26 protein-coding genes and 1 riboswitch are annotated in these 24468 nt (G+C 67.6%); of the genes, 20 read left to right on the top strand and 6 right to left on the bottom strand.

The genetic code is table 11. The annotated features are described in order from the left end of the window. Positions 1–13: 13 nt before the first annotated feature. The 3 genes from VGV37_RS13065 (at position 14) to VGV37_RS13055 (ending at position 4564) form a co-directional block, all read left to right on the top strand. Positions 14–1618 (top strand): peptide ABC transporter substrate-binding protein, encoded by a 1605-nt coding sequence (locus VGV37_RS13065; protein ID WP_326880120.1) that lies wholly within the window; start codon positions 14–16, stop codon positions 1616–1618. Between the two features lie 6 nt (positions 1619–1624). After that, positions 1625–2491, top strand: a complete 867-nt coding sequence (locus tag VGV37_RS13060; protein ID WP_326880119.1) for an SDR family oxidoreductase — start codon at positions 1625–1627, stop codon at positions 2489–2491. 90 nt (positions 2492–2581) lie between these two features. Beyond that, positions 2582–4564, top strand: a complete 1983-nt coding sequence (locus VGV37_RS13055) for an acyltransferase family protein (protein ID WP_326880118.1) — start codon at positions 2582–2584, stop codon at positions 4562–4564. 19 nt (positions 4565–4583) lie between these two features. Here the strand turns inward: VGV37_RS13055 and VGV37_RS13050 are convergent, their stop codons facing one another. Together VGV37_RS13050 and VGV37_RS13045 are read right to left on the bottom strand one after the other, a co-directional pair. After that, positions 4584–5060: a molybdopterin-dependent oxidoreductase gene (locus VGV37_RS13050; RefSeq protein ID WP_326880117.1), complete on the bottom strand. Its 477-nt coding sequence runs from the start codon at positions 5058–5060 to the stop codon at positions 4584–4586. A 7-nt stretch (positions 5061–5067) separates the two neighbouring features. Continuing rightward, the gene (locus tag VGV37_RS13045) at positions 5068–5274 is read right to left on the bottom strand and encodes a molybdopterin-binding protein (RefSeq protein WP_326880116.1); all 207 of its coding nucleotides are present in this window, start codon (positions 5272–5274) and stop codon (positions 5068–5070) included. Between the two features lie 278 nt (positions 5275–5552). On the opposite strand from VGV37_RS13045, the gene VGV37_RS13040 reads away from it, so the two are divergent. The 12 genes from VGV37_RS13040 (at position 5553) to VGV37_RS12985 (ending at position 16561) form a co-directional block, all read left to right on the top strand. Continuing rightward, complete coding sequence (locus VGV37_RS13040) at positions 5553–7013, top strand: S41 family peptidase (protein ID WP_326880115.1); 1461 nt, start codon at positions 5553–5555, stop codon at positions 7011–7013. 86 nt (positions 7014–7099) lie between these two features. Continuing rightward, positions 7100–7804, top strand: coding sequence for a ligase-associated DNA damage response endonuclease PdeM (gene pdeM, locus VGV37_RS13035; protein WP_326880114.1), 705 nt, complete (start codon positions 7100–7102; stop codon positions 7802–7804). Positions 7805–7820: 16 nt separating this feature from the next. Then, the gene (locus tag VGV37_RS13030) at positions 7821–8624 is read left to right on the top strand and encodes an MBL fold metallo-hydrolase (protein WP_326880113.1); all 804 of its coding nucleotides are present in this window, start codon (positions 7821–7823) and stop codon (positions 8622–8624) included. 35 nt (positions 8625–8659) lie between these two features. Beyond that, positions 8660–9037 carry an MAPEG family protein gene (locus tag VGV37_RS13025; RefSeq protein WP_326880112.1) on the top strand — a complete coding sequence of 126 codons (378 nt, stop codon included), beginning with the start codon at positions 8660–8662 and terminating at the stop codon, positions 9035–9037. A 75-nt stretch (positions 9038–9112) separates the two neighbouring features. After that, the gene (locus VGV37_RS13020) at positions 9113–10594 is read left to right on the top strand and encodes a deoxyribodipyrimidine photo-lyase (RefSeq protein WP_326880111.1); all 1482 of its coding nucleotides are present in this window, start codon (positions 9113–9115) and stop codon (positions 10592–10594) included. A 43-nt stretch (positions 10595–10637) separates the two neighbouring features. Beyond that, complete coding sequence (locus VGV37_RS13015) at positions 10638–11981, top strand: NAD(P)/FAD-dependent oxidoreductase (protein WP_326880110.1); 1344 nt, start codon at positions 10638–10640, stop codon at positions 11979–11981. A gap of 7 nt (positions 11982–11988) precedes the next feature. Next, on the top strand, positions 11989–12792 hold the full coding sequence (locus tag VGV37_RS13010) for a DUF1365 domain-containing protein (RefSeq protein ID WP_326880109.1): 804 nt from the start codon (positions 11989–11991) through the stop codon (positions 12790–12792). 8 nt (positions 12793–12800) lie between these two features. Next, positions 12801–14015: a cyclopropane-fatty-acyl-phospholipid synthase family protein gene (locus VGV37_RS13005; RefSeq protein ID WP_326880108.1), complete on the top strand. Its 1215-nt coding sequence runs from the start codon at positions 12801–12803 to the stop codon at positions 14013–14015. Positions 14016–14057: 42 nt separating this feature from the next. After that, a complete protein-coding gene (locus VGV37_RS13000) occupies positions 14058–14540 on the top strand; it encodes a DUF3833 family protein (protein WP_326880107.1) in 483 nt (160 codons plus the stop codon). Positions 14541–14644: 104 nt separating this feature from the next. Continuing rightward, on the top strand, positions 14645–15277 hold the full coding sequence (gene queE / locus VGV37_RS12995; protein ID WP_326880106.1) for a 7-carboxy-7-deazaguanine synthase: 633 nt from the start codon (positions 14645–14647) through the stop codon (positions 15275–15277). A 1-nt stretch (position 15278) separates the two neighbouring features. Continuing rightward, on the top strand, positions 15279–15650 hold the full coding sequence (locus tag VGV37_RS12990; protein ID WP_326880105.1) for a 6-carboxytetrahydropterin synthase: 372 nt from the start codon (positions 15279–15281) through the stop codon (positions 15648–15650). A 149-nt stretch (positions 15651–15799) separates the two neighbouring features. Continuing rightward, the gene (locus VGV37_RS12985) at positions 15800–16561 is read left to right on the top strand and encodes a substrate-binding periplasmic protein (protein WP_326880128.1); all 762 of its coding nucleotides are present in this window, start codon (positions 15800–15802) and stop codon (positions 16559–16561) included. Between the two features lie 34 nt (positions 16562–16595). Here the strand turns inward: VGV37_RS12985 and ribB are convergent, their stop codons facing one another. Beyond that, positions 16596–17258 (bottom strand): 3,4-dihydroxy-2-butanone-4-phosphate synthase, encoded by a 663-nt coding sequence (gene ribB / locus VGV37_RS12980; RefSeq protein WP_326880104.1) that lies wholly within the window; start codon positions 17256–17258, stop codon positions 16596–16598. Positions 17259–17393: 135 nt separating this feature from the next. Continuing rightward, positions 17394–17551, bottom strand: a riboswitch (FMN riboswitch). A 118-nt stretch (positions 17552–17669) separates the two neighbouring features. On the opposite strand from ribB, the gene VGV37_RS12975 reads away from it, so the two are divergent. Next, a complete protein-coding gene (locus tag VGV37_RS12975) occupies positions 17670–18809 on the top strand; it encodes a hypothetical protein (protein WP_326880103.1) in 1140 nt (379 codons plus the stop codon). Positions 18810–18900: 91 nt separating this feature from the next. On the opposite strand, the gene VGV37_RS12970 is transcribed toward VGV37_RS12975, so the two are convergent. Beyond that, on the bottom strand, positions 18901–19650 hold the full coding sequence (locus tag VGV37_RS12970) for an SDR family NAD(P)-dependent oxidoreductase (RefSeq protein WP_326880102.1): 750 nt from the start codon (positions 19648–19650) through the stop codon (positions 18901–18903). Positions 19651–19791: 141 nt separating this feature from the next. On the opposite strand from VGV37_RS12970, the gene VGV37_RS12965 reads away from it, so the two are divergent. The 3 genes from VGV37_RS12965 to VGV37_RS12955 all read left to right on the top strand — a co-directional run bounded on the left by VGV37_RS12965 (position 19792) and on the right by VGV37_RS12955 (position 21834). Further along, a complete protein-coding gene (locus VGV37_RS12965; RefSeq protein WP_326880101.1) occupies positions 19792–20127 on the top strand; it encodes a hypothetical protein in 336 nt (111 codons plus the stop codon). Then, entirely contained in the window at positions 20127–20621 is a 495-nt protein-coding gene (locus VGV37_RS12960) for a Fur family transcriptional regulator (RefSeq protein WP_326880100.1), read from the top strand. Before VGV37_RS12965 ends, VGV37_RS12960 begins: the two co-directional genes overlap by 1 nt. A 142-nt stretch (positions 20622–20763) precedes the next feature. Next, a complete protein-coding gene (locus tag VGV37_RS12955; RefSeq protein WP_326880099.1) occupies positions 20764–21834 on the top strand; it encodes a GTP-binding protein in 1071 nt (356 codons plus the stop codon). Positions 21835–21879: 45 nt separating this feature from the next. On the opposite strand, the gene VGV37_RS12950 is transcribed toward VGV37_RS12955, so the two are convergent. Further along, complete coding sequence (locus VGV37_RS12950) at positions 21880–22290, bottom strand: DUF2000 domain-containing protein (RefSeq protein WP_326880098.1); 411 nt, start codon at positions 22288–22290, stop codon at positions 21880–21882. 92 nt (positions 22291–22382) lie between these two features. Here VGV37_RS12950 and VGV37_RS12945 point away from each other — a divergent pair, with 92 nt between their 5' ends. Beyond that, entirely contained in the window at positions 22383–23222 is an 840-nt protein-coding gene (locus tag VGV37_RS12945; RefSeq protein WP_326880097.1) for an AraC family transcriptional regulator, read from the top strand. Here the strand turns inward: VGV37_RS12945 and VGV37_RS12940 are convergent. Continuing rightward, entirely contained in the window at positions 23198–24382 is a 1185-nt protein-coding gene (locus VGV37_RS12940; RefSeq protein WP_326880096.1) for a citrate synthase, read from the bottom strand. The genes VGV37_RS12945 and VGV37_RS12940 overlap by 25 nt on opposite strands. Positions 24383–24468 lie beyond the last annotated feature (86 nt).

Here is a 24468-nt window from a genome sequence, read left to right as displayed (position 1 = left end):
CAACGGACATGGAATGATGGCAAGCTTGGGGCGCTGGGGTTTCTTGATCGCCGGAACCATGCTGGCGGCGACGGCCGGCGTCGGCGCCGACGCGGCAGGGCCGGAAGTGCTGCGACGCTGGAACCAGGCCGAGGTCGAAACGCTAGACCCGCAGAAGTCCACCGGCATCCAGGATGCCCAGGTCGAGCAGGATCTCTATGAAGGCCTGACCATCTGGGACGCGAACAAGCATCCGGCGCCGGGTGTCGCGGAGCGCTGGGACGTCTCGCCCGACGGCCTCACCTACGTGTTCCACCTGCGCCATGGCGTGAAATGGTCGAACGGCGATCCCGTCACATCGGCCGACTTCCTCTACGGCTTCCGTCGCCTGGTCGATCCCAAGACCGCCGCCGGCGACATCGACGCGGTGCGCGATATCGTCAATGCCGAGGCCATCAACGGCGGCAGGGAAAAGGATCTGGCCAAGCTCGGCGTCGAGGCGCCGGATCCCTTCACCTTCACCATCCATCTGGCCACCGCCAACCTGGTGCTGCCGGAACTGATGACCCAGCGCTTCGTCTATCCGGTCCATCGGGCCACGATCGAGGCGCACCCGTCCGACTGGACGCGGCCGGGCATCGTCGTGACCAACGGTCCGTTCCTTCTGAAATCCTGGGTGCCGCACGATCAGATCGTGCTGGTAAAGAACCCGGACTATTACGACGCCGCCGCCATCAAGCTCGACGAGGTCGATCACGTCGTCTCGGATGAAGACGGCACCGCCTTGAAGCGCTACCTGTCGGGCGATCTCGACATCACGCGCGCACCGACCCGACAGTTGGCGTCCCTGCGCAAGGACTATCCGAACGAGTTGCACACCGGCACCGCGCGCGCGACCTATTTCATGCCGGTCAACATGAAGCGCGCGCCGCTCGGCACCGACGTCCGGCTGCGCGAGGCGCTGGCCATGACCATCGACCGCGAAACCATAACCGGCAAGATCATCGTGCGCGGCCAGCAACCGTCCTACAGCTTCACGCCCGAGGTGATCAGCAGCCACGGCTACGAGCCGCAGAAATTCCGCTTCACCGGCGCCTCCCTCGCCGATCGCATCAAGCGCGCCAAGGAACTGATGGCCGAGGCCGGCTATGGCCCGGACAATCCGCTGAAACTCACGATCAGCTATACGACCAACGAGGAAATCCGCAGCCTGATGTCCGCAATCGCCAGCATGTGGAAGACCAACCTCGGGGTCGAAGTCACGCTCGACAACCAGGAATTCCAGGTCCTGCTGACCAATCTCCGGCGCCAGAACTACGAGATCGGCTCGCTCGGCTTCCAGATCGACTTCGACGATCCGGTGCAGTATCTGCGCATCAACCAGACCGACGCCGGCGACTTCAATTCGTCTGCCTACGCCAACCCGGCCTATGACGCGCTGATCCACCAGGCCCGCGTCGCCCTCGATTGGCCGACGCGCAACGCGCTGGCGGAAAAGGCCGAGCGCATCCTGATGGACGACGTGCCGATCATTCCCCTGTTTTCCTATGCCAACAATTATCTGGTGAAGCCGCGGGTCACGGGCTGGCGCAACAACGAGGGCGATGCGCCCAGCCGCTTCCTCTCGATCAAGGACTGAGCGCCCGTGCCGCGCCTGTTCTGCTTTGGCCTCGGCTATACCGCCCTGGCGCTCACCCGCCGTCTGCGGACGGATGGCTGGCAGATCGCCGGCACCTGCCGGGAGGCGGACAAGGCCGCGGCCCTGCGCGCCGACGGCATCGATGCCGTCGCCGCCGACGGCGATCGGCCGCCGGCCGATCCGGACGGGCTGATCGCGGGCGCGACCCATCTGCTGGCATCCGTCCCGCCCGACGCCACGGGCGACCCGACATTGGCGCTATGGGCGCCGGCCATCGCGCGGCATCCCGGGCTCGACTGGGTCGGATATCTCTCGACCACCGGCGTCTATGGCGATCGGGACGGCGACTGGGTCGACGAGGCGAGCCCCCTCGCCCCGACCGGAGAACGCGGGCAGCGCCGCCGCGACGCCGAGGCGGCCTGGTCGGCACTGCTGCCGCGCGTGCCCGTCCATCTGTTCCGGCTGGCCGGCATCTATGGCCCCGGGCGCAGCGCGCTCGACACTGTCCGTGCCGGTCGGGCCCAACGGGTGGTCAAGCCCGGCCAGGTGTTCAGCCGCGTCCATGTCGAGGACATCGGCCAGGTCCTGGCCGCCTCGATCGCCCGCCCGCGTCCCGGCGCGATCTACAACGTCTGCGACGACAACCCGGCACCGCCGGACGAGGTCATCGCCTTCGCCTGCGACCTGCTGGGCGTCGCCCCTCCGCCGGCGGTGCCGTTCGACCAGGCGGGCTTGAGCCGGATGGCCCGCAGCTTCTATGCCGACAACAAGCGCGTCTCGAACCGGCTGATCAAGGAGGAACTGGGCGTGCACCTCATCTATCCGGACTACCGGATGGGGCTGGAGGCGCTCAGCGCCGATCGGGCTTCGTGACGTGCCATCGCCGATCGGGACTGCACCTTCCGGACCGACGCTCTACAGGCGCGTCGAGGCATCCCTCATTCGGGCAATTGGGACGGTGAATTGAGCTATCGGGCCGACGTCGATGGACTGCGGGCCATCGCAATTCTCTCCGTCCTTCTGTTTCATGCGGGTATTCCAGGGTTCGCCGGCGGTTACGCCGGCGTCGACATCTTCTTCGTCATTTCAGGCTTCGTCATCGGTGGCCTGCTCTGGCGCGAAAGCGCGGCAGGCCGCTTTTCCTTCGGCGAGTTCTATCGTCGTCGCGCTCGACGCCTCGTGCCGGCGCTCCTGCCGGTATTGGCCGCGACCACGACCGCGAGCCTCGCGATCTTCACACCCCAGGACCTGATCGCGTTCGGCAACAACCTGGCCTGGACCGTCGTCGGCGGTTCCAACCTCGAACTCTGGCGCTGGACCCAAGACTATTTCGCGCCGTCGACGCAGTTCTACCCCCTGCTGCATGCCTGGTCGCTGGCGGTGGAAGAGCAATTCTATTTCGTCATGCCGGCGGTGATCTACCTGCTGCATCGCCATGCCCGGCGCCATAGCGTCGCCGTCATCCTGGCCCTTCTGGCCGCGACCTTCCTGCTGTCGGCGTTGATCCACACGGCGATGACGCGGTTCTACCTGACGCCCTGCCGGGCTTGGGAATTCCTCTGCGGGGTCCTGATCTCCCTGCCGGCGACGAAGCCGCTGCGCGGACCGCTCCTGCGGCAGGGCGCGGCGCTGCTGGGCCTGCTGGTCATCGCCATCGCCGTGTCGGGCTACGAGCCACTGCCGGTCGTTGGCCTGCTGCCCTGCCTCGGCGCCGCGATGGTCATCTATGCCGGCAACCAGGGTACGACGTTGGTCGGCCGGCTGCTGTCCACCCGCCCGATCGTGTTCATCGGCCTGATTTCCTACTCGCTCTATCTCTGGCACTGGCCGTTGCTGGCCTTCGCCCGCTATTGGCACGTCTACGACCTGCCGCTCGCGGCCAGCCTGGCCATTCTGCTGTTGGCCGGCGTGGTCGCCACCTTGTCCTGGCGGTATATCGAGCGTCCGTTGCGACAGCACGCCGTCCGTGGGCCGGGATGGCGCTTGAGCCGAGCGCTGGTGCCGCTCGGCGCCCTGGGTTTCACGGGCCTGGTGCTCGGCCACTCGGACGGGTTGCCCGGCCGGCTGCCGGCGGAGGTCGTGCAACTGGCCGCCGCTGCCGACGATTCCGACCCGCGCCGCCAGGAATGCCTGCTCGCGACCTTCGGCGACGGGCCGGTCGGCGGCTGCATCTACGGCGCGCCCGGCGTCGAGCCGGAAGTCGCCTTCTGGGGCGACAGCCAGGCCGCCGCCCTGGCGCCGGGGATCGGCAAGATCGCCCAGCGGTCGGGCCGCTCCTTCCGGCTGTTCGCCCTGGCCGGCTGCCGGCCTGTGCTGGGCTTTCCCTCGCCGGGCGGGCGCTGCGACAGGTATACGCGCGCGGCGTTGAACGCGATCGTCGCCGATCCGCGCCTGAAGACCGTCATCATCGCCGCCGAATATATCAACACGATCTATGGGTCTGTGTCGGACGACCACGGCAGAGGGCGGGTCGAAGGTGCCCTGGAACTCGGCCTGCCGGTGCTGCACCCGAACGAGCGCACGGAACGGGAGGCGCTGTTCGCCACCCAGTTCACCGACATCGTCGCCCAGCTGGTCAAAGCCGGGCGCCGGGTCATCCTGGCAGATCCCGTGCCGGACGTCGGCGTCGCCGTCCCCTCGTCGCTCGCGCGCCTGGCCTATCACGGGCAGGATTGGGCGGATTTCACCTGGCCCAGGCCCTACTACCAGACGCGCCAGCAGTTCGTTCTGAACTTGTTCGAACAGATTGTCCGGGATCATCCGACGGTGAACCGCGTCCACCCGCAGGATCGGCTGTGCGATACGAACGCCTGCCGGCTGTCTGCGGACGGCGCGCCACTCTACATCGACTACTATCACCTGACCCTGGCGGGGGCAGACGTCGCGGCACCGGCCTTTTCTCCTGCGTTCGAAGAGCACGGTCCGCTGGCGTCCGGCACGCCCTGAATTCCGTTTCCAGCGCCGGCTATTGCACCTCGATCTTCACGACGTGGCGCACGCTGCGGCCGCCTTTCTTGTCGCCGGGAACGACCAGCCGGATGCCTTCGTCACCGGCCAGCGGCTGGCCGTCCTTGCGGATCGCGAGGATCGCCTGGACGTTGGCGAATTCCGGGTCTAGCTCGCCGATCGACAGCAGGACGCCGTAGCCATCGGCGCCGGTGACGAGAATGCCGTGGCGCAGATGGCCGCCTTTGGCCTGGCTATCGACCAGACCAGCCTGCTGCAGCACGGTCCAGAGCGGCACGCCAGCGTACTCCGCCGCCTCGGCGCCGTGACTGGTGTTGAACGATATATGCAGCGTGACGAGCGGTTCCGCGGACAGATCGGCCGCCGACAAGGTCAGCGGTTTGTCGACCGCGCCGGTAACCGCCACCTGCGCCCAGCCGATCGAAGGGCCGAACAGCAGGCCCATCGCCAGCAATACGGGCAGAAGGCGACGCATGGCGATCCTATTTCCCGATCATGACGTCGGAGGCCTTGATCACGGCCATCGCGGTATCGCCCACCTTGAGGTCGAGATCGTCGACCGCCTCGTTGGTGATCGACGAGGTCACGATCACGCCGCCGCCGATATCGATGCGGACATGGGCCGTGGTCTGGCCTTTCGTGACCGCGACGACCTTGCCGTTGAGCTGATTGCGTGCGCTGAGCTTCATGGGACCCTCCGATGCCTGTCGATTGGCGGATCTTACGGCGCACTTTCGCCGGCGAGACAAAAAACTTTGCCCGTGACAACCGACCGCAGCGATTTGCTGCCCCAGCGTGAACCCCCTGTTTACCTCTGTAACCGACCATTCCCACTCGTTCACGGGCAATGGGTCGGGAGCCAGACGTCACGATGCACAGCGCGCGCTTGCACCTTGCAGCCCTCGTCATTGCCCTGGGCGGACTCGCCGGTTGCGTCGATCGGCCGTCGGAGCCACCCACATCGCCCTTGAGCGGTCCCGAAGCCCGGCTCGATGCCGCCTGGCGCCTGACGCTCCGCGGCTACGTCGTGCCGGTCGACCCCGCGGTGCTGGCCGCCGCCGCGCGCGAAGGCATGGATGCCGTCGTCGACCAGCGCGCGCCTGAGGTGAAGCCCGGCGCGGCACCCCGGCCGGATTGGCCGCAACGGGCGCCACCGCACACCGTGAACCCGATCGAAACGGCGCTGCTCGATCATTTGCACACGCTCGAAGCCAGGCCAGGCCTCGATGCCGACCGTCTGTCCGACGCCGCGATCGCCGCGATGACCGGCGCGCTCGACCCGCATTCCAAGCTGGAACAGCCTGGCGCCGAAGCAGTCTGGGACAAGCTGCCCGACACGGCAGAACATTACCGCGGCCTGGGCTTCCAGGTCCGCACGGCGCCCGCCGGCTATCAGGTCACCCGCCTGTACCAGGACAGCCCGGCCGCCCGTGCCGGGTTCGTAGTCGGCGACGTCATCACGAAGTTCGACGGCACCGATGCCCGCAGCCTCACCGACAAAGCCTTCACCAAGCTGTCGCACGGCGACGCCACGGCAAGCGTGGCCAAGCTCGACGTCGACCGGCAGGGCAAGCGCTTGCATCTGGCCGTGCCGCGCAACGAAGTCAGCATTCCACGCGTCGAGGCGCGCGTCGTGGGCGACGTCGCCGTACTGCGGCTCAATGCCTTCACCCGCGATGCCGGCCAGGAACTGCGCCATCAGGCCGCCCGCCTGTTCGCGGCCCAACCGGCCCCGCGCGGTCTGGTCCTGGACCTGCGCGGCAACTTGGGCGGCCTGATCTCGGAGGCGGAGGATGCCGCCGGCCTGCTGCTGCCGAACGGCGCCTGGCTCGCCACGTTCTGGAGTGTCGGCCATCCGGATGAACATCACGTCGCCCGCGCGCCGGCCGGCCTGCCGCGCTCGATACCCGTCGTCGTCCTGATCGACGCCGACACCGCGTCGGCGGCCGAAGTGCTGGCGGCGGCGCTGCGCGACCATGGCCGTGCGACGCTGATCGGCACGCGCAGTTTCGGCAAGGGCATATCCCAAGGCCATCAGTCCCTGCCCGACGGCCGCACCCTGGTCGCGACCGGGTGGTTCCTGCGCCGCCCGTCCGGCGCCTGGCTGCAGAGCGACGGCCTGGTTCCCGACCTGACCGTGGCCGGGCTGGAGGAGACCTACGCCGGCCATGAGGCTACTCTGCCCGGCGCCTTGCGGCCACCGGCCGAGATCGAAACCGTCGCCGACCGGCCGCCGCCGGCCTCGACCGCTTGTCTCGCAGCCGGCCATGCCGCGGCGGCCAAGCCGGGCGACCCGCAATTGCTCGCCGCCGTGGCCGTGCTCGACTGCCAGCGCTCGATCGCCCCGGTGCTCGAAGCCCGTTCGCCGGTCTTGGCGCCGGACGGGGCGACGCGCCAATCCGGGGCGGTGGCGGCGGAAGCGGAATAGCCGGGGTCGAGTCGCACTGGCATCCGTGCGCGCGATGCCGTAACAACGCGCTTGTGAACGCGCTCAGTCCCGACCTCGCCCCCGTCATGAAACCGATCGCCCTCTCGCTCGCCGGCACCACGCTGTTCGCCGATCCGAGCGGCGCGCTGTGGTGGCCGGACGAGCGCACCCTGATCGTCGCCGATCTGCATTTCGAGAAAGGGGCCGCCTTCGCCCGGCGCGGCGCGCTGCTGCCGCCGTACGACACCCGGGCGACGCTTGCCGCACTGGGGGCGTTGATCGGGCGCATGGCGCCCGCACGGGTCGTAGCGCTGGGCGATTCGTTTCACGACCGCCACGGCGCCGATCATCTGTGCCACGACGATGCCGTCCATCTTCGAGCCCTGGTCGAACGGCAGGACTGGGTCTGGGTCGCCGGCAATCACGATCCGGCACCCGGCCCCGCGCTCGGCGGTCGGGCCGTCGCCGATGTGCTGACCCTTGGTCCGCTGACCCTCCGCCACGAAGCGGTCCGCCACGCCGCCGCGGGCGAGCTGAGCGGCCACTTCCATCCCAAGGCAGGGATCTCGATCCACGGCCGCCGCCTGACCTGCCGCTGTTTCGTCGCGGACGAGACCCGCGTGATCCTGCCGGCATTCGGCGCCTATACCGGCGGCCTCGACGTCCGCGATCCGGCGATTTCCGACCTGTTCCCCACGGGCTTCGCCGCCTATCTCGCGGGCAAGACGCGGCTGACCATGGTACCGTTTCCAAAAGCCCGCGCCGAGCCGCAGCTGTTGCCGTTCGGCTGACCCAAGGGAGCATGCGATGACGCCCGATGTCACCGGCTTCTTCGACGAGACGACGAAGTCCGTCTCCTACCTGGTGGCCGATCCGCAGACCGGGGCCGCCGCCATCATCGATCCCGTGCTCGATTTCGATCTCGCCACCGGTGCCACCTCGACCCCGAATGCCGACCGGATCGCCGACATGGTCGAGCGGCGTCGCTTCGACGTCCAATGGCTGCTGGAGACGCACATCCATGCCGACCATCTGTCGGCCGGCGCCTATCTGAAGCAGCGCCTGGGCGGAAATCGTGCGATCGGCGCCGGCGTACGTCAGGTGCACACGGCATTCCGCGAGGCTTTCGCCCTCGATCCGGCCGGCGCACTCGGGTTCGACCATCTGTTCGAGCCGGAGGAGACATTCCGCATCGGCGGCCTCGCCGCGACCGCGCTCGCGACACCCGGCCACACGCCGGCCTGCATCAGCTATCTGATCGGTGACGCGGTCTTCCTGGGCGACACCTTGTTCATGCCCGACTGCGGCACGGCCCGGGCGGATTTCCCCGGCGGCGACGCCGCGATGCTCTACCGCTCGATCCGCCGCATCCTGGGCCTGCCCGAGGCGACCCGGCTGTTCGTCGGGCACGATTATCCGCCGGTGACCCGCCGCCCCGACTGGATGACCTCGGTGCCCGATGAGCGGGCCGGCAACACCCATGTCCACGATGGGATCGACGAGGCCGCCTTCGTCGCCATGCGCCGGGCGCGCGATGCGACGCTCGAGCTCCCGCGCCTGTTCCATCCGGCAGTCCGTTTCAATCTGGGCGGCGAACTGCCGAGGGGATAGCCGCCCGGCAACCAGAACCAGGAAAGCAACCGGTCATGTTCTTCGCCTATTGGATGATCCTCGCGGCGGCGATGCTGCCCTACCTCACGATCGTCCTCGTCAAGCGGGCCGGCGCTCGGCGGTTCGACAATCACAAGCCCAGGGCCTGGCTCGAGGCGCAGAGCGGCTGGCAGCAACGCGGCGACTGGGCGCACCGTAATCATTTCGAGATCTTCCCGATTTTCGCCGCCGCCGTGCTCGTGGCCGAGCTGACCCACGCACGTCAAGAACGGATCGACCTGCTGGCCGGCGCCTTCATCCTGTTGCGCGTCGTCTATACCGCCCTCTATCTGGCGGACAAGGCGACGCTGCGGTCGGTCGTGTGGGGTCTGGGGTTCGTCGCCACACTCTGGTTGTTCGTCCTGGGCGCGTGATCGCACGGCGGGGGGCTTGCCGCGCGGGTTTCGTCCGCTATGTCGCTGGCCTGACCGACAGCGAGCCCGCCGCCCATGCCGACCCCGCACAAAGAAGCCGAACGGACCAGACCGCCGATCATCGTCTGGCTGCGCCAGGACCTGCGCCTGGCGGACCAGCCGGCGCTCGCCGCCGCGGTCGACACGGGTCATCCGGTGCTGCCGGTCTACGTGCTCGACGATGGCCACCACGCCCTGGCGCCGGGCGGGGCCAGCCGCTGGTGGCTCCATCACAGCCTCACCGCCCTCGCCCGCGATCTGAAGCGCTGCGGGAGCCCGCTGATCCTAAGGCGCGACGGGCATCCGGGCCGGGCGATCGAGGCGCTGGCTGCGGAGGTCGGTGCCGCCGGCGTCTATTGGGGCCGGCGCTATGCGGCCGCGGAAATCGAAGAAGACAAGGCGGTGAAATCGCGGCTGGCCCAGGCCGGGATCGAGGCCAGGAGCTTCAACACCAGCCTGCTGTTCGAGCCCTGGACGATCGAGAACAAGAGCGGCCGACCCTACCAGGTCTTCACCCAATATTGGCGGTTCTGCCGATCGCAGTCCGAGCCCCCGGCACCGCTCGCGGCGCCGACCAGGATCCGCGGCCCGGCCCACCCGCCGAAGAGCGACGATCTCGACGGTTGGGCGCTGCTGCCGACGAAACCTGACTGGGCGAAAGGCTTCGGCCCGATGTGGCAACCCGGAGAAGCCGGTGCCGCGGACCGGCTCGACCATTTCCTTCAAGACCGGCTGCGGGGTTACAAGACCGATCGGGACCGGCCGGACAAGGACGGCACGTCCTGCCTGTCGCCTCATCTGCGGTTCGGGGAAATCTCGCCGCGCCAGATCTGGCATGCGCTCCATCATCACCTGGCAACCGTCAGGCGGCCGCCCGATGCCGATGCCGATGCCGAAACCTTCCTCTCCGAGATCGGCTGGCGCGAGTTTTCCTACAGCCTGCTCTATTACAATCCGGAAATCGCCCGGCAGCCGCTGAAGATGCAGTTCGCGGGTTTCCCATGGGAACCGGACCGGCAGGCGCTGGAAGCCTGGCAGCGCGGCATGACCGGCTACCCGATCGTCGACGCCGGCATGCGGCAACTCTGGGCGACCGGCTGGATGCACAATCGGGTGCGCATGATCGTCGCCAGCTTCCTGATCAAGCATCTGCTGCAGCCCTGGCAGGAGGGCGAGCGCTGGTTCTGGGATACGCTGGTCGATGCCGACCCGGCCAGCAATGCCGCCAGTTGGCAGTGGGTCGCCGGATCGGGGGCGGACGCATCGCCCTATTTCCGCATCTTCAACCCGTTGCTGCAAGGCAGGAAGTTCGATCCGAACGGCGACTACATCCGTCGCTGGGTCCCGGAACTGGCCGGTATCGACGGCGACCGCATCCACGAGCCCGGCAACGAATCTTCGGCGCGCCGGACATCCAAGGCCGGTGCCGCTGCGTATCCTCCTCCGATGATCGACCTGATGGCCGGGCGCGATCGTGCCCTGGCCGCCTTTGCAAGCTTGAACGGATCGCAGCCATGACAGCATCTTCGCCTTGCCTGGTTTTCCTCGGCCGGTGCCGCCCATGAGGATCGCGGTGGTCGGCGCCGGCATTTCGGGCCTGGGCTGCGCCTGGCTGCTGAACCGGCAGCACGAGATCACGGTCTACGAAGCGGCCGAGCGGCTGGGCGGGCATTCGAACACGGTCGACGTGGCGGGGCCGTCGGGCCCGGTAGCGGTCGATACCGGCTTCATCGTCTATAACGAGCTGAACTATCCCAACCTGACGCGGCTGTTCGACCATCTGGGGGTCCGGACCAAGCGCAGCATCATGAGCCTGGGCCTGTCGTTCGACGACGGCCGGCTGGAATATGCCGGCGACACGGTGGCCGGCCTGTTCGCCCAGCGCCGCAACCTGCTGAAGCCCGCTTTCTACGGCATGGTCGCCGAGATCCTGCGCTTTTATCGGCAGGCGCCGGCAGTGCTGACCCTGCCGGACGCGGACAGCCCGACGCTCGGGGCCTACCTGCATCGCCACCGCTACAGCCGGCGCTTCATCAACCAGCATCTGCTGCCGATGGCGGCTGCGATCTGGTCGTGCCCGGCCGAGCAGATGCTGGAATTCCCGGTCACCAGCTTCGTGCGCTTCTGCGACAATCACGGGCTGCTGAAAGTATCGGACCGGCCCGATTGGCGCACTGTCGACGGCGGCAGCCGCGAATATGTCGCCCGCCTCGCCGCCCCGTTCGCCGACCGCATTCGCCTTGGTGCGCCGGTCCAGGCAATCCGCCGTACGGGCCGCGGGGTCGAGGTGACCGAGCGGTCCGGCCTGACCCAGCATTTCGACCAGGTGGTGCTCGCGTGCCATGGCGACCAGGCCGCCAGGATGCTGGTCGACGCATCGCCGAGCGAGGCCGAGATCATCGGCAGCTTCCGCTACCAGCGGAACCGGGCGATCCTGCATCGCGACCCCAAGCTCATGCCGCGCCGGCGCCGGGTCTGGTCGAGCTGGAACTACCTGGCGCGCGAGCAGGCCAACCCCTCGGCCGCCTCGGTGTCGGTGACCTACTGGATGAACCGGCTGCAGAGCCTGGGCGACGCGCCCGACCTGTTCGTCTCGCTCAATCCGATCGACGAGCCGCATCCGACACTGGTCGAGCGCGAATTTTTCTACGATCATCCGGTGTTCGATCAGCGCGCCATGGCGGCGCAGCGCCGGTTGCCGGGCCTGCAGGGTGCGGGCGGCGTCTGGTTCTGCGGCAGCTATTGCGGCTGGGGATTCCACGAGGACGGCTTTTCCGCCGGCCTGGCGGTTGCCCGGGCGCTGGGCGTCGAACCGCCCTGGCGGACCGCGCCGGCCTTCGCCGCCGACGCGGTCTGGCCGCTGGACGGGGCACCCGCGCTGACCGCGTTCGAAGACGCCGCATGAGCAGGGCATGACCGACGGGACGATCTATTTCGGCGACGTGATGCACCGACGGCTCGGCACCGTGCGGCATCGCTTCACCTACCGGGTGTTCTCGATCCTGGTCGATCTCGACCGGTTGGAAACGCTCGGTCGCCGCCTGCAGCTGTTTTCCTACAATCGGCCCAACCTGTTCTCGTTTCACGATCGCGACCATGGCCCCCGGGACGGCTCGTCGCTGCGGCCGTGGGTCGAGGAGCACCTGGCGGCGGCCGGGCTCAAGCATGCCTGGGGTGGCCGCATCCGCCTGCTCTGCTTCCCGCGCCTCTGGGGCTATGTCTTCAACCCCTTGAGCGTGTTCTTCTGCGAGGCACCCGACGGGCAGCTGGCCGCGATCCTCTACGAGGTCAGCAACACGTTCGGCGAGCGCCATTGCTATCTGGAGCCGGTCCGTCCCGGCAGCGAGGGCATCGTCGAGCAGGCCTGCGCCAAGCGCTTCTACGTCTCGCCCTTCATCGAACTCGAAGGCGACTACCGGTTCCGCGTGCTGCCGCCGGCCGAGCGCCTGATGGTCGCCATCCGCCAGCGCGCGAAGGACGGCCAGACACTGCATGCGATCCTCAGCGGCAAGGCCGCCACGTTCGACGACCGCACGCTCGTGCGCGCCCTGCTGCGCTATCCGCTGATGACGGTCAAGGTCATGGCGGCGATCCATTGGGAGGCGCTGCGGCTGTGGCGCAAGGGCGCCAAATTCCAGGCGCGGCCGGCACTGCCGCCGGTCGAAATCACCTACGGACCGGGCCTCGTGCCGGCAACCTCTGCGACCAGGACATGAGACCGCCGATGACCAGCGCCGATCCCAGCAACCCTTCCCGTGCCGGCCTGCCGTACGGGCTGCGCGCCCTGATCCGCATGGCCGATGGCCTGCCGCTAGGCAACCTGACCATCCAGGCGCCCGATGGCCGGCGCTATCGCTTCCGCGGCGCCGCGCCCGGTCCTGCCGCCGATCTGCTGTTCAACCGGGCGAACTCTGCCTACCGGTTCCTGTTCGGCGGCGGCGTCGCCTTCGCCGAGGCGTTCATGGATGGAGATTGGGAGACCAGCGACCTCACGGCCCTGCTGGAGCTGGCGGCCTTGGCCGAGGACGTGCTGTCGCACAAGCAGCTGCAGGGCGGGCTGGTCGCGCGCTTCGTCAATCGCGTGCTGCACGCCATGAAGGCGAATACCAAGACCCGTGCACGCCGCAACATCGAGCAGCACTACGACCTGGGCAACAGCTTCTACCAGCGCTGGCTCGACCCGAGCATGACCTATTCCTCGGGCATCTATGCCGACGAGAACACCGACCTCGAAGCGGCGCAGGATGCCAAATACGGCCGGATCACCGCGCTGCTCGGCCTGCTGCCGGAGCATCACGTGCTGGAAATCGGCTGCGGCTGGGGCGGGTTCGCCGAGTATGCCGCGAGCCGCCACGGTTGCCGGGTCACCGGCATCACCATCTCGCCGTCCCAGCTGGAATTCGCCCGCGCGCGCATCGAACGGGCCGGCCTCAGCCACCTGGTCGAGCTGAAGCTGATCGACTATCGCGACGTCCAAGGCACCTACGACCGGATCACCTCGATCGAGATGATCGAGGCGGTAGGCGAGCAATATTGGCCGGCCTATTTCCAGACCCTGAACGCCCGCCTGAAGCCCGGTGGGATCGCGGCGGTCCAGGCCATCACCATCGCCGACCGGTTCTTCGAGCAATATCGCAAGAGCGCCGATTTCATCCAGCGTCACGTCTTTCCCGGCGGCATGCTGCCGTCGCCGGGTGCACTGAAGAGCCTGGCGTCGACCACCGGCCTCGCCTGGCTCGACGAGGCGGGGTTCGCCCGCGACTATGCCCGCACGCTCGCGACCTGGCGCCAGCGCTTCGACGGCGCCTGGCCGGAAATCGCCCAGATGGGGTTCGACGAGCGGTTCCGCCGCCTGTGGCGTTACTACCTCAGCTACTGCGAAGCGGGTTTTCTCTCGGGCGGCATCGACGTGCTGCAGATCGCCCTCGCCAAACCCTGAGCACGCCCTAGATCGCTGGTCGAACGGCGGGGGCCATGAAAGATGTTTGAACAGCGCTCGGCATTGGCCGACGCAGCACCGTCGCGGCAGCGATTGGTGCTCGAAGACTATTTCCTGGGGCCGACGCGCGCCTGGGGCATCTTTCAGGACCGATTCGGCAATCTGCGCCGCCAGTTCAAGGTGACGATCGACGGCCGATGGGACGGTCGCGACCTGGTGCTGACCGAGGATTTCCTCTACGACGACCAGTCGATCGACCACCGGGTCTGGCGCATCCGCAAGCAGGACGATGCGCGCTACCAGGCCGTCGCCAACGACGTCGTCGGCCTGGCCTCCGGCACGGCTTCGGGCAGCAGCTTTTCCTGGATCTATGATTTCCGCCTGAAGCTGGGCAGCCGCATCGTCGTCGTGCGGTTCGACGATCGCATGTATCTGCAGGACGCACGGACCCTGATCACCCGCACGCGGGTCTCGAAAATCGGCATCGAGATCGGCCAGATCTCGATGTTCTTCCGCAAGAGCTGATGCAACGCGGGTTTCGCGAGGCTGCATGAGCAAAGACCGTCGGGATTTGCTATGGTCCCGGCCGGCGTCGGCGTTCAGGCCGATGGCTGTTGTGCGTGGGATCCATGACCTACACCGTCAAAGAGCTGTTCCACACCCTGCAGGGTGAGGGCGGACAGGCCGGCCGTTCGGCCGTGTTCTGCCGTTTCGCCGGGTGCAACCTATGGACCGGCCGCGAGGCCGACCGGGCGTCGGCGACCTGCCAATTCTGCGATACCGATTTCGTCGGCACCGACGGCGTGGGCGGCGGCAAGTTCGCCGATGCCGAAGCGTTGGCCGACCGTATCCTGGCCGCCTGGCCGGCGGGGACGGAGCGGCGCTATGTCGTGATGACCGGCGGCGAGCCGCTGCTGCAGCTCGACCAGGCCCTCATCGCGGCGCTGCACGCCCACGGTTTCGAGATCGCGGTCGAGACCAACGGCACGGTCGTGCCGCCCTACGGCCTCGACTGGATCTGCGTCAGCCCGAAGCAGGGAGCCGATCTGGTGGCGAAGCGGGGCCATGAATTGAAAGTGGTCTATCCGCAGGCCGGCCAGGACCTGGACCTGCTCGGCCGCCTCGATTTCAAGCATTTCTTCCTGCAGCCGATGGACGGGCCCGACCGCGCGGCCAACACCGCCGCCGCCGTCGACTATTGCCTGACCCACCCGCGCTGGCGCCTGTCGCTGCAGACCCACAAGATCATCGGGATCGCCTGAATTGTCCTACGATATCGAAATCACCAAGGAATTCCGCTTCGACGCGGCCCATTGCCTGCCGAACATGCCGGACGGGCATATGTACCGCCGCTTGCACGGGCATTCCTTCCGGGTCGAGGTCAGCCTGGATGGCGCACCCGATCCGCGGCTCGGCTGGATCGTCGATTTCACGGAGATCGACCGGGTGCTGGCCGGGATCGCCGCCGAGATCGACCATACAACCCTGAATGAAATTCCCGGCCTGGAGAACCCGACGCTCGAAATCATCGGCAGCTGGATCTTCGAGCGTGCGGCCCAGCGCCTGCCCGGCATCACGCGCGTGACGCTGCATCGCGATTCGATCGGCGAGCGCTGCACGATCCGACGGCGATAGCGCCCGAAACAAGGGCTTACGGGACGGCCCGGCTTGCCGCAGACTGATGCCGTGGTACCGACGCGCCGGAGAACGGCGCGATCAAGCCGGAAGAGCCGTCGTTGCTGATTGGAAAAGACATTCCGGCCGTGACTACTACCCGCAGATCGATGCTGACCGGATTGACGGCACTGGCATGTCTGCGGGCCGGTCGCGCTCTTGCAGGCGGTCCGGCAGCGCCGTCGATCATCGTCGCAATTCCGGAATCGGCGCCACCGGTCGCCTTCAAGGATTCTGGCGGCCGTATGACCGGCATGATCGTCGACGGCCTGGATACGATCAATGCCACGCTCGGCTGGAACTTCAAGTTCGACGGCTTTCCCTGGGCGCGATCCCAGGAGATGGTCAGATCGGGCGAGGCCGATGCCCATGTCACGATCGCCACGCCGGCGCGGGCGCATTACATGCGGTTTGCCCGACGCCCCCTCTTCACGCGGAACTCGGCCGTCATCCATTTTTCCCCGGGCAACCCGCGGGCGGCGCAGATCCGCCAGATCCGGTCGCTCGACGACCTCCGCGCCTTCACCATCGCCGTGACGCTTGGCGACAGTTGGCCGAAAGCCCTGATGGAGGGTTGGCCCAACGTCATGGCGGTCAAGGACGACGGCACGACGTTCCTGATGGTCGCGGCCGATCGGGCCGACATCGTCATCCAGAGCCGGGAAGCCGCCCGCTATGCCAAGCAGGCGAGCAACATCCAGGTGCTCGAATGCATCGACGCACCCTTCCTCAGCGGCGGACTCTCGGAATTCCGCTTCGGCATCCGGTCCGGTTTTCCGGCCGTCGATGCCCTGATCGACGCCTTCGACCAGCGTCAGCAGAGCCTGATCGATAGCGGCGATCTGGTGCGCGTGATGGCGAAATACAGGTAAAACGGCGGGAAGGTTGCCCTTCCCGCCGATCCCGCTACGCGGCCGCGCGTTGCTGGATATAGGCCGCCAGATCCTCGATCGTGACGATCGGCATGGCATGGAGCCTGGCGAACTCCATCAGTTCGGGCAGGCGCGCCATGGTGCCGTCCTCGTTCATCACCTCGCACAGCACGCCGGCTGGCTTGGCGCCCGCCAGGCGCATCAGTTCGATCGTCCCCTCGGTGTGGCCGCGCCGAGCGAGTACGCCACCCGGATGCGCCCGCAGCGGGAAGACATGGCCCGGCCGCGCCAGATCCGAGGGCACGCAGCCGTCGGCGATGGCGGTCCGGACCGTCGTCACCCGGTCGGCCGCCGAAACGCCGGTCGTCACCCCTTCCTTCGCCTCGATCGAGACGGTGAAGGGCGTGCCGTAGCGCCCGGTGTTCTGGGCGACCATCGGCGGCAGATCGAGCGCGCGCGTGCGCTCTTCGGTCAGGACCAGGCAGACGATGCCCGAACCGGACCGGATCAACAGGTTCATTTGCTGGGGAGAAATCGTCTCGGCGGCATAGATGATGTCGCCTTCGTTCTCGCGATCCTCGTCATCGACGACGATCACGCCGCCGCCGGCCCGGATCTGGGCCGCGGCCCGCTCGACACGCAATTCGGCCGTACCGAAATCGGCCAGGGTCAGCGCGGTCTTGTCATTCTGATTCATGGCACTCACTCCATTTCGGGGCGAGCCTGAATCAGGGCGCGACAAAGAGTTACCAGGGATGGCCCGCGAGCATGCGGATCAACCGTGGGCGTGGACGGCCGCCCACCGGGAAAGACTCCCCGCGGAAGGTCGCCAACTCGTCCTCTTCCATCCGGACTGTACCGTCGGCCCCGGCATCTCACCGGGTCTGCTGACCTTCGACGCCTTGCGGCCTCGAAGCGCTCGCGGGCTCCCGTCCTCTCACGAAGACGACTACCGCCGGTCGGGAATTGCACCCTGCCCTGAGAACAAGCATCTACTCGAACCCTCTTTCGAGGGTTCCCCATGAACATGGGGACGGCAGGGGGTGGTCGTCAAGCGGTCACGAGCGACGGGCAAGCGAGGGCCGTTCCCCGGGATAGAGATCGCCGAATGCGCCACAATATGGCGGAGTTCGCCAGGACGGCGGCGCGGCTTCCGACTCGAAATGGAAATTCCAGACTGAAATCAACGGCCCGATCGCGTTGGCACGCCCGATGCGTGTGTGCCCGAGCCGTTCAACCTCGCCGTGCCTCCGGGCCGAACCAAGGAGCAGGATCGATGCGTTTTCCCGGCCCATTTCTGGCAGTGGCGCTCTGCCTGGCAATCTCGGCGGCCCACGCGGCCGGCGTTCAATTCATCGAGATTCCCCCGATCTCAGGCGGATCGGCCCTGACAGGCGCCGTCTGGTATCCCTGCCCGATCCCGCCGACCGCAATCAAGGTCGGTCACATCACTCTCGCGGCGTCCAAGGATTGTCCGGTCGCGGGAGAGAAGCTGCCGCTCGTCGTCATCTCCCACGGTTTCGGCGGGAAGTTCACCAGCCATCGCGACACCGCCGCGACGCTTGCGGACGCCGGGTTCGTAGTCGTGGCGATCAATCATCCGGTGGATAGCGGCCCCGACATGAGCCGTGCCTGTACCAGCGCCGTGCTGACCGAACGCCCTCGGGACATCGGGCGGGTGATCGACTACATGTCTGCCGCGTGGCCCGACCGGTCCCGGCTGGATTTGGACAGGATCGGGTTCTTCGGTTTCTCCCGGGGCGGCTATACCGGCCTCGTCGCAATCGGCGGCAAACCCGATCCCGGCACCGGCTTCGCACTTTGCCCGAGCGGCGAGCGACCGGGCGATATCCCGCCCGACGCCTTCCTCAACGATCCGCGCATCAAGGCCGCCGTCATCGCCGATCCGGGCTACGGTCCCATGTTCACCCCGGAGAGCCTGAGAGACGTGAGCGTTCCGATCCAGCTCTGGGCATCCCAATTCAGCGCCGAGGACAGGGTCGGCGTGACCACGGAATACGTCGTCTCCGTCGGCCGGAACCTGCCGGTCAAGCCTGACTACCATCTCGTCGTCGATGCGGGACATTTCGCCTTTCTCACGCCCTGCCCGGCCGAACTGATCGCGAGCCTCCCGAAACTTTGTGCGGATCGGCCGGGCTTTGACCGCGTCGCCTTCCATCGGGACTTCGATGCTGCCGTCCTGGCGTTCTTCCGGGAACGCCTGCCCGGAAGAGTGACCTCGGACTAGGGTCGCGGAACGCCTGTCCCGTAGCGGGCAGGGCCAGGGATCGGCCTGGTGTCTGTGAGATCGCTGGTCGGACCAGGGGTCATCTGCGGCATCATCCGGTCCGGGTCCCGCGCGCCACCAGCGGGAAGAACAGCCGATAGGGCAACAGCCGGATCAGCTTCAGGATCAGGACGAAGCGGCGCGGAAAGGCGATCTCGAACCGCTTGGTGGCGAGGCCGTCGATGATGCGGCGCGCCGCCTCTTCCGCACCGATCAGGAACGGCATGGGAAACGGGTTCTTATCGGTGAGCGGCGTCTTCACGAAACCCGGATTGACGATGCTCACCGCGATGCCATGGCGGTCGCAATCGAATTTCAACGCCTCGGCGAGCGTAATGAGCGCCGATTTGGTAGCGCCATAGGCCGCCGCGGTCGGCAGGCCGAAATAGCCGGCAACGGAGGAGATGATCGCAATCTGGCCGGCGCGGCGTGCGATCATGCCCGGCAGCACGGCGCCCAGGCAATTCACGACGCCCATCAGGTTGACCTCGACCAGCTTGCGGAATTTTCCGGTATCGAAATGATCGGCGCTGATCGGCAGGTGCGTGCCGGCGGCGAACAGGGCGAGGTCGATCGGACCCAGCGTCTGCTCGATCGCCGTCAGGGTCGTGATGACCGATGGTTCGTCGGTGACATCCAGCGGGAAGGCGTGAACCCGACCGGCGCTCTCCGCCGCCATCCGACGGAGCGCATCCGCATCGCGCGCGCTGGCGGCGACGGTCCAGCCGTCCCGTGCCAGGGCGACGGCCAAGGCATGGCCGATGCCGGTGCTGGCTCCGGTAATCCAGACGAGACGTGCCATGGTGCTTCCCTTGTGTTGGCCCGCCCCCAAGCTATGCCGCGCGCGCGGTTCGTCCAGGGGCGCCGATCCGTTGACCCTAAGGCAGCGCGCGCCTACTTTAGACATCGGCGGGCGTCCCTCGACCGCTCGAAAAGGAGTGCCATGAGCCCATCCGACCGGCTGCCATCGCTGGCCCGGCGCCGTTTCCTGCGTTCGACTGCGCTGGGCGGGTTGGGATTGTTCGTCGGCACTGAGGCGGCCCGGGCCTGGACCGAGCAGCCGATGGATGTCGCCACCCACAGGCTCTACGCCGACCGCTGCCGTCTGGCGGGCGACGGATACCACGAGCAATTGGCGGCCGAGGAACGGACGCGCCTGGCCGGCACCATGAGTGCGGACCGGATCGCGAGTGCGCTCGCCGCTTACCGTTGCCCGATCTGCGGCTGCCCGGTCGTCGGCTCGACGACACCTGTCGCCAGTGCGGCCAAGGCCGGCTGATGTTCGCCCCCAAGAGCCACGACCACGCCCATTGCATCGAAGATGCGATCGACCGTGCCGAAACGGTGTGCGGTGCCCGCGGCGCGCGGCTGACCGACATCCGTCGCCAGGTGCTGGAATTGATCTGGAAGCGGCACGAGCCCATCGGCGCCTATGACCTGCTGGACGAGTTGCGCACGACCCATCGCCGCGCGGCACCGCCGACGATCTATCGGGCGTTGGATTTCCTGATGGAGAATGGACTGGTCCACCGCATCGAGTCGCTGAACGCGTATGTCGGTTGCCCCCATCCCGAGCAGGCGCACAGCGGGCAATTCCTGATCTGCCGCAATTGCGGTTCGATCGGCGAGCTCGATGACCCGGAAATCGCCGATTCGGTCAGTGAACGTGCGGCACGCCAGGGCTTCAAAGCCGAGCGCCAGACCATCGAGGTTCGCGGCCTGTGCGGCGACTGCGCCCGCCTTGCTCCCGATGCCCCGCGGGTCGTGCAATAGTATGTCGTCATTCCCGTGCAAGCGGGAGCGGCGTCGGCGGCGACGTGAGTCCCTTTGTCCGCCCTGCCGCGTATGACGCCGGATTCCCGCTTTCGCGGGAATGGCCGATCGATCAACGCCTCTTTCGAACCCCGGAGCCAAGATGACGCAACGTCTACCGGTCACCGTGCTGACCGGTTTCCTCGGCAGCGGCAAGACCACCCTGCTCTCCCAGCTGCTGCGCCGGCCGGAGATGAAGAACACGGCCGTCATCATCAACGAGTTCGGCGAGGTCGGCCTCGACCATGAGCTGATCCGGACCGGCGACGAGACCGTGGCCTTGCTCGAAAGCGGCTGCGTCTGCTGCACGCTGAGGAGCGACCTGGCCGATACGCTGAAAGAACTGTTCCTGAAGCGGGTCAAGGGCCAGATCCCGGAGTTCGACCGGGTCATCGTCGAGACGACCGGGCTCGCCGATCCGGCCCCTCTGCTCCACACCTTGATCGTCGAGCCGCTGACCGCGGCGCGCTATCGGCTGGAAGGCGTGGTCACGACGATCGACGCGGTCAATGCCGACGCCGAGATGGACCTGCATCGCGAAGCAGTGAAGCAGGCCGCCGTCGCCGACCGGATCGTGCTGACCAAGACCGACATCGCGACATCCGAGATGGTCGCGCGCGTGCGTGCCCGCCTGAAGGAGATCAACCCGGGCGCGGTGCCGATCGAGGCAAGCCACGGCGCGGTCGATCCGGATCAGCTGTTCGGCATGGCGCTCGACGACCGGGGCGAACGGCTCGAGGCCTGGCTCGCCGCCGACGCCCATGCGTCCCGGCACGATCACCACGACCATGATCATCATGGGCACGATCACGATCATGATCACGACGGCCATGGGCACCATCCCCACGACGGCATCGAGAGCTTCTGTCTCGCCTATGCCGAACCGCTCGACTGGGAAGCGCTCGCCGAGGCGCTCGATCGGCTGGTCTCGATCTCCGGCGAGAAGATCCTGCGCGTGAAGGGCATCCTCGACATCGCGGGCAACGACAAGCCGGTCGTCGTCCACGGCGTGCAGCACCTGTTCCATCCGCCGAGCCAGCTCGACGGCTGGCCGGCCGGCGCCCCGCGCAACAGCCGGCTGGTATTCATCACCCACGGCCTGAAGCGCGACGTGATCCAGCGCAGCCTGGACATCTTCCTGGACCGGGCCGCCGTGAAGACACACCGCTCCTAGATATCTGGTCCCGGCATTTTCCATCGAGGGCCGGGACCAGACATCCTAGGCATGCAGCGACAGGCCTTTCAGGATCTTGTCGACGTCCTTGCGATCGCCGCGCAGCGCCAGGCCGACCAGGTTGAGGTCGGCGCTCGCCACCGCCTTGACCGCGGCGCGGTTGGCCTCGTCATGGCCGGTCGAAAACAGTTCTTCGGTGAAGATCGCCATGCGGATGCCACGCTCCGTCGCGCGCTCGTAGGCGCGTCGCAGATCAGCCGCGTCACCAGCGAAGACCAGCACCGGCTGGCGGAACATCGGCAGATAGAGCCGGCCAGAGGCGTCCTCATAAGGTTCCCCGACCATCGCCGGGTCGGTCGCGGCCAGGCCGCTGACGGTGAAGGCAGTGACGTTGAGCTTCTGCCAGACCGGCAAGTCGGCGCGCAGGGCCACGGCTATCTTGGTCTCGAATCGCATGCCATCATCCTTGATCCTTGGTGGAACGGGACCGGATGGTATCTTCGTCGCGCGCACCCCACTTGTACCGGGTTGCCGTCTCGAGGAGCACCATGGAACGAGCGGTCGACTGGGCCGAGTATGCGACTGCTCCGGAGGCCGGGGTGGAATTGCTGCGCGCTCGGATGCGGCGCCATGTCTATGAACGCCACGCCCACGACGGCTACGCGATCGGCATCACGGAATGGGGCGTTCAGGCCTTCCGCTGCCGGGGGGCGGCCCATGCCAGCACGCCCGGCATGGTCATGGCCTTCAATCCGGACGAACCGCACGACGGTCATGCCGGCGATCCCGGGGGCTTCGTCTATCGGATGCTCTATGTCGCGCCCGAAGCGATGCGTGCCGTCCTGGACGAATGCGCGGACCGCCCTGCACCCCTGCCGTTCTTCGCGACGCCGCTGATCGTCGACGAGGCGCTGGGCCTGCTGATCGCCCGGACCCACGCGCTGCTCGCGGCACCATCGTCCCGGCTCGAGCGGGACGCCGGCCTTACGGCCACGATCCGCCGGCTCGCGGGCCACGGCGGAGGCATCGCCACGCCGCGATCGCCAGGCCGTCACGACCGTGCGCTCGGGCGGGTCCGCGACCGGCTTCATGCCGATGCGGCCGAGGAGATCGCGACGGACGAGTTGGCCCGGCTGGCCGATATGAACCGGTTCCAGCTGTGCCGGCAATTTCACCAGCGGTACGGGCTGCCGCCCCACGCCTATCAATTGCGCCTTCGGCTCGCCGCCGCGAGGCGGTTGCTTGCCGAGGGCGAACCGGCGGCCCAGGTTGCCGCCGCCGTCGGCTTCGTCGACCAGAGCCACCTGAACCGCCGCTTCAAGGGCGCGTTCGGCATCACCCCCGTGCAATTCGCCCGCGCCGCTCAGGCCGGGACCGGACCGATATAGCGCGCCCGCGGGCGGATCAGCCGATCCTGCCCGATCTGCTCCAACGCATGGGCGAGCCAGCCGGCGGTGCGGCCGATCGCAAACAGGGCCGCAGCCGATCCAGCGGGCAGGCCCAGCTGCCGGGCCAGCGCGACCAGCCCGACGTCGAGCGACGGATACTGCCCGGTCAGATCGACCACCGCCCGGACCAGTCCCCCGGTGAGCGCGTCCGGCTCGGCCAAGGCCAGCAATGCGGCACCGCGCGGATCGCCCGCCGGATAGAGCGGATGACCGAAGCCCGGCATCGTCTCGCCGCGCGCGAGACGGCCGGCGATCAGGCGCTCGACGTCGCCGTCCTGCTCCAACGCCCGGAACAGCGCTTCGACCCGGCCCGTCATGCCGCCGTGACGCGGGCCCGACAACGCCGCGAGGCCGCCCTGCAGCGACGCCGTCAGCACGGCGCCGGTCGACGCGATGCAGCGGACCGTGAAGGTCGAGACGTTCAGTTCGTGATCGGCCGACAGCACCAGCGCTGCGCGCACCCGGTCGGCGCCGGCCGCGTCCAGCCCCCAGGCATCAGCCAGCATCCGATGGATCGGCATCGCCGACGGCGCGCACCCCAGCGCCGCCGCCGCGGTCAGGCGCAACAGCGCCGCGGCCTCCGGCCACAGTCGCACCACGGTCCGCCGCAAGGTCGGCAAGGACGGCGGCGCCAGCGCCAACAGCGCCTGCGCGCGCTCGATCGGCGGCAGATCGGCCAGACCCGGCAGGATCGCCGGCCAGAGGCCCGGCAACGGCGGCGCCGGTGCGTCGAACGGATCGGTCTCGCCGCAATTCCAAAGCCATCGGGCGGCCGCTTCGATCGTGGCGGAGCGTGCCAGCTCGGTCGCCTCCCGGCCGCGATAGAACAGCCGGCCGTCGGCGATGAGCGAGATGCCCGATTCCAGCACCGGCAAGCCCCAATCCAGCGTCGCTTCGGCGACCTTGTCGGGTCGCCGCCCCCGTGCCTTTCGCAGCTTGAGCCCCTCGAGATCGGCCCGATGGTACAACCGGCGACGGGGATCGGCCGGGTCCGGCTCCGACCGGATCTGGCCCCGGCTGACATAGGCGTAGAGCGTCGCGCGTCCAACGCCCAATAGGGCGATCGCCGCGCTCGCATCGATGAGGTCGGTCGTCGGCACGCCTTTTTCCTTATATTGATGAATTGAATCAATATTGACGATACTAGCGTCCGGCCCGATGTCTGGCGAGACATTGAACGGAGAAT

Origin of the sequence: Aliidongia sp., assembly GCF_035943795.1 — a bacterium.
Lineage (GTDB): Bacteria > Pseudomonadota > Alphaproteobacteria > ATCC43930 > CGMCC-115725 > Aliidongia.
The sequence above is the reverse complement of the archived record's forward strand: the minus strand, read 5'-3'. Positions and strand labels throughout refer to the sequence as shown.

Excerpts from the sequence above, each read along its gene's own strand:
- VGV37_RS13015 (WP_326880110.1), top strand. The coding sequence starts at position 10,638 with ATGAGGATCGCGGTGGTCGGCGCCGGCATTTCGGGCCTGGGCTGCGCC.
- VGV37_RS12945 (WP_326880097.1), top strand. The coding sequence starts at position 22,383 with ATGGAACGAGCGGTCGACTGGGCCGAGTATGCGACTGCTCCGGAGGCC.
- queE (WP_326880106.1), top strand. The coding sequence starts at position 14,645 with ATGACCTACACCGTCAAAGAGCTGTTCCACACCCTGCAGGGTGAGGGC.
- VGV37_RS13050 (WP_326880117.1), bottom strand. The coding sequence starts at position 5,060 with ATGCGTCGCCTTCTGCCCGTATTGCTGGCGATGGGCCTGCTGTTCGGC.
- ribB (WP_326880104.1), bottom strand. The coding sequence starts at position 17,258 with ATGAATCAGAATGACAAGACCGCGCTGACCCTGGCCGATTTCGGTACG.
- VGV37_RS13010 (WP_326880109.1), top strand. The coding sequence starts at position 11,989 with ATGACCGACGGGACGATCTATTTCGGCGACGTGATGCACCGACGGCTC.
- VGV37_RS12965 (WP_326880101.1), top strand. The coding sequence starts at position 19,792 with ATGAGCCCATCCGACCGGCTGCCATCGCTGGCCCGGCGCCGTTTCCTG.
- VGV37_RS13030 (WP_326880113.1), top strand. The coding sequence starts at position 7,821 with ATGACGCCCGATGTCACCGGCTTCTTCGACGAGACGACGAAGTCCGTC.
- VGV37_RS13025 (WP_326880112.1), top strand. The coding sequence starts at position 8,660 with ATGTTCTTCGCCTATTGGATGATCCTCGCGGCGGCGATGCTGCCCTAC.
- VGV37_RS12955 (WP_326880099.1), top strand. The coding sequence starts at position 20,764 with ATGACGCAACGTCTACCGGTCACCGTGCTGACCGGTTTCCTCGGCAGC.
- VGV37_RS13005 (WP_326880108.1), top strand. The coding sequence starts at position 12,801 with ATGACCAGCGCCGATCCCAGCAACCCTTCCCGTGCCGGCCTGCCGTAC.
- VGV37_RS13000 (WP_326880107.1), top strand. The coding sequence starts at position 14,058 with ATGTTTGAACAGCGCTCGGCATTGGCCGACGCAGCACCGTCGCGGCAG.
- VGV37_RS12960 (WP_326880100.1), top strand. The coding sequence starts at position 20,127 with ATGTTCGCCCCCAAGAGCCACGACCACGCCCATTGCATCGAAGATGCG.
- VGV37_RS12975 (WP_326880103.1), top strand. The coding sequence starts at position 17,670 with ATGCGCCACAATATGGCGGAGTTCGCCAGGACGGCGGCGCGGCTTCCG.
- VGV37_RS12950 (WP_326880098.1), bottom strand. The coding sequence starts at position 22,290 with ATGCGATTCGAGACCAAGATAGCCGTGGCCCTGCGCGCCGACTTGCCG.
- VGV37_RS12985 (WP_326880128.1), top strand. The coding sequence starts at position 15,800 with ATGCTGACCGGATTGACGGCACTGGCATGTCTGCGGGCCGGTCGCGCT.
- VGV37_RS13045 (WP_326880116.1), bottom strand. The coding sequence starts at position 5,274 with ATGAAGCTCAGCGCACGCAATCAGCTCAACGGCAAGGTCGTCGCGGTC.
- VGV37_RS13065 (WP_326880120.1), top strand. The coding sequence starts at position 14 with ATGATGGCAAGCTTGGGGCGCTGGGGTTTCTTGATCGCCGGAACCATG.
- VGV37_RS13020 (WP_326880111.1), top strand. The coding sequence starts at position 9,113 with ATGCCGACCCCGCACAAAGAAGCCGAACGGACCAGACCGCCGATCATC.
- pdeM (WP_326880114.1), top strand. The coding sequence starts at position 7,100 with ATGAAACCGATCGCCCTCTCGCTCGCCGGCACCACGCTGTTCGCCGAT.
- VGV37_RS12970 (WP_326880102.1), bottom strand. The coding sequence starts at position 19,650 with ATGGCACGTCTCGTCTGGATTACCGGAGCCAGCACCGGCATCGGCCAT.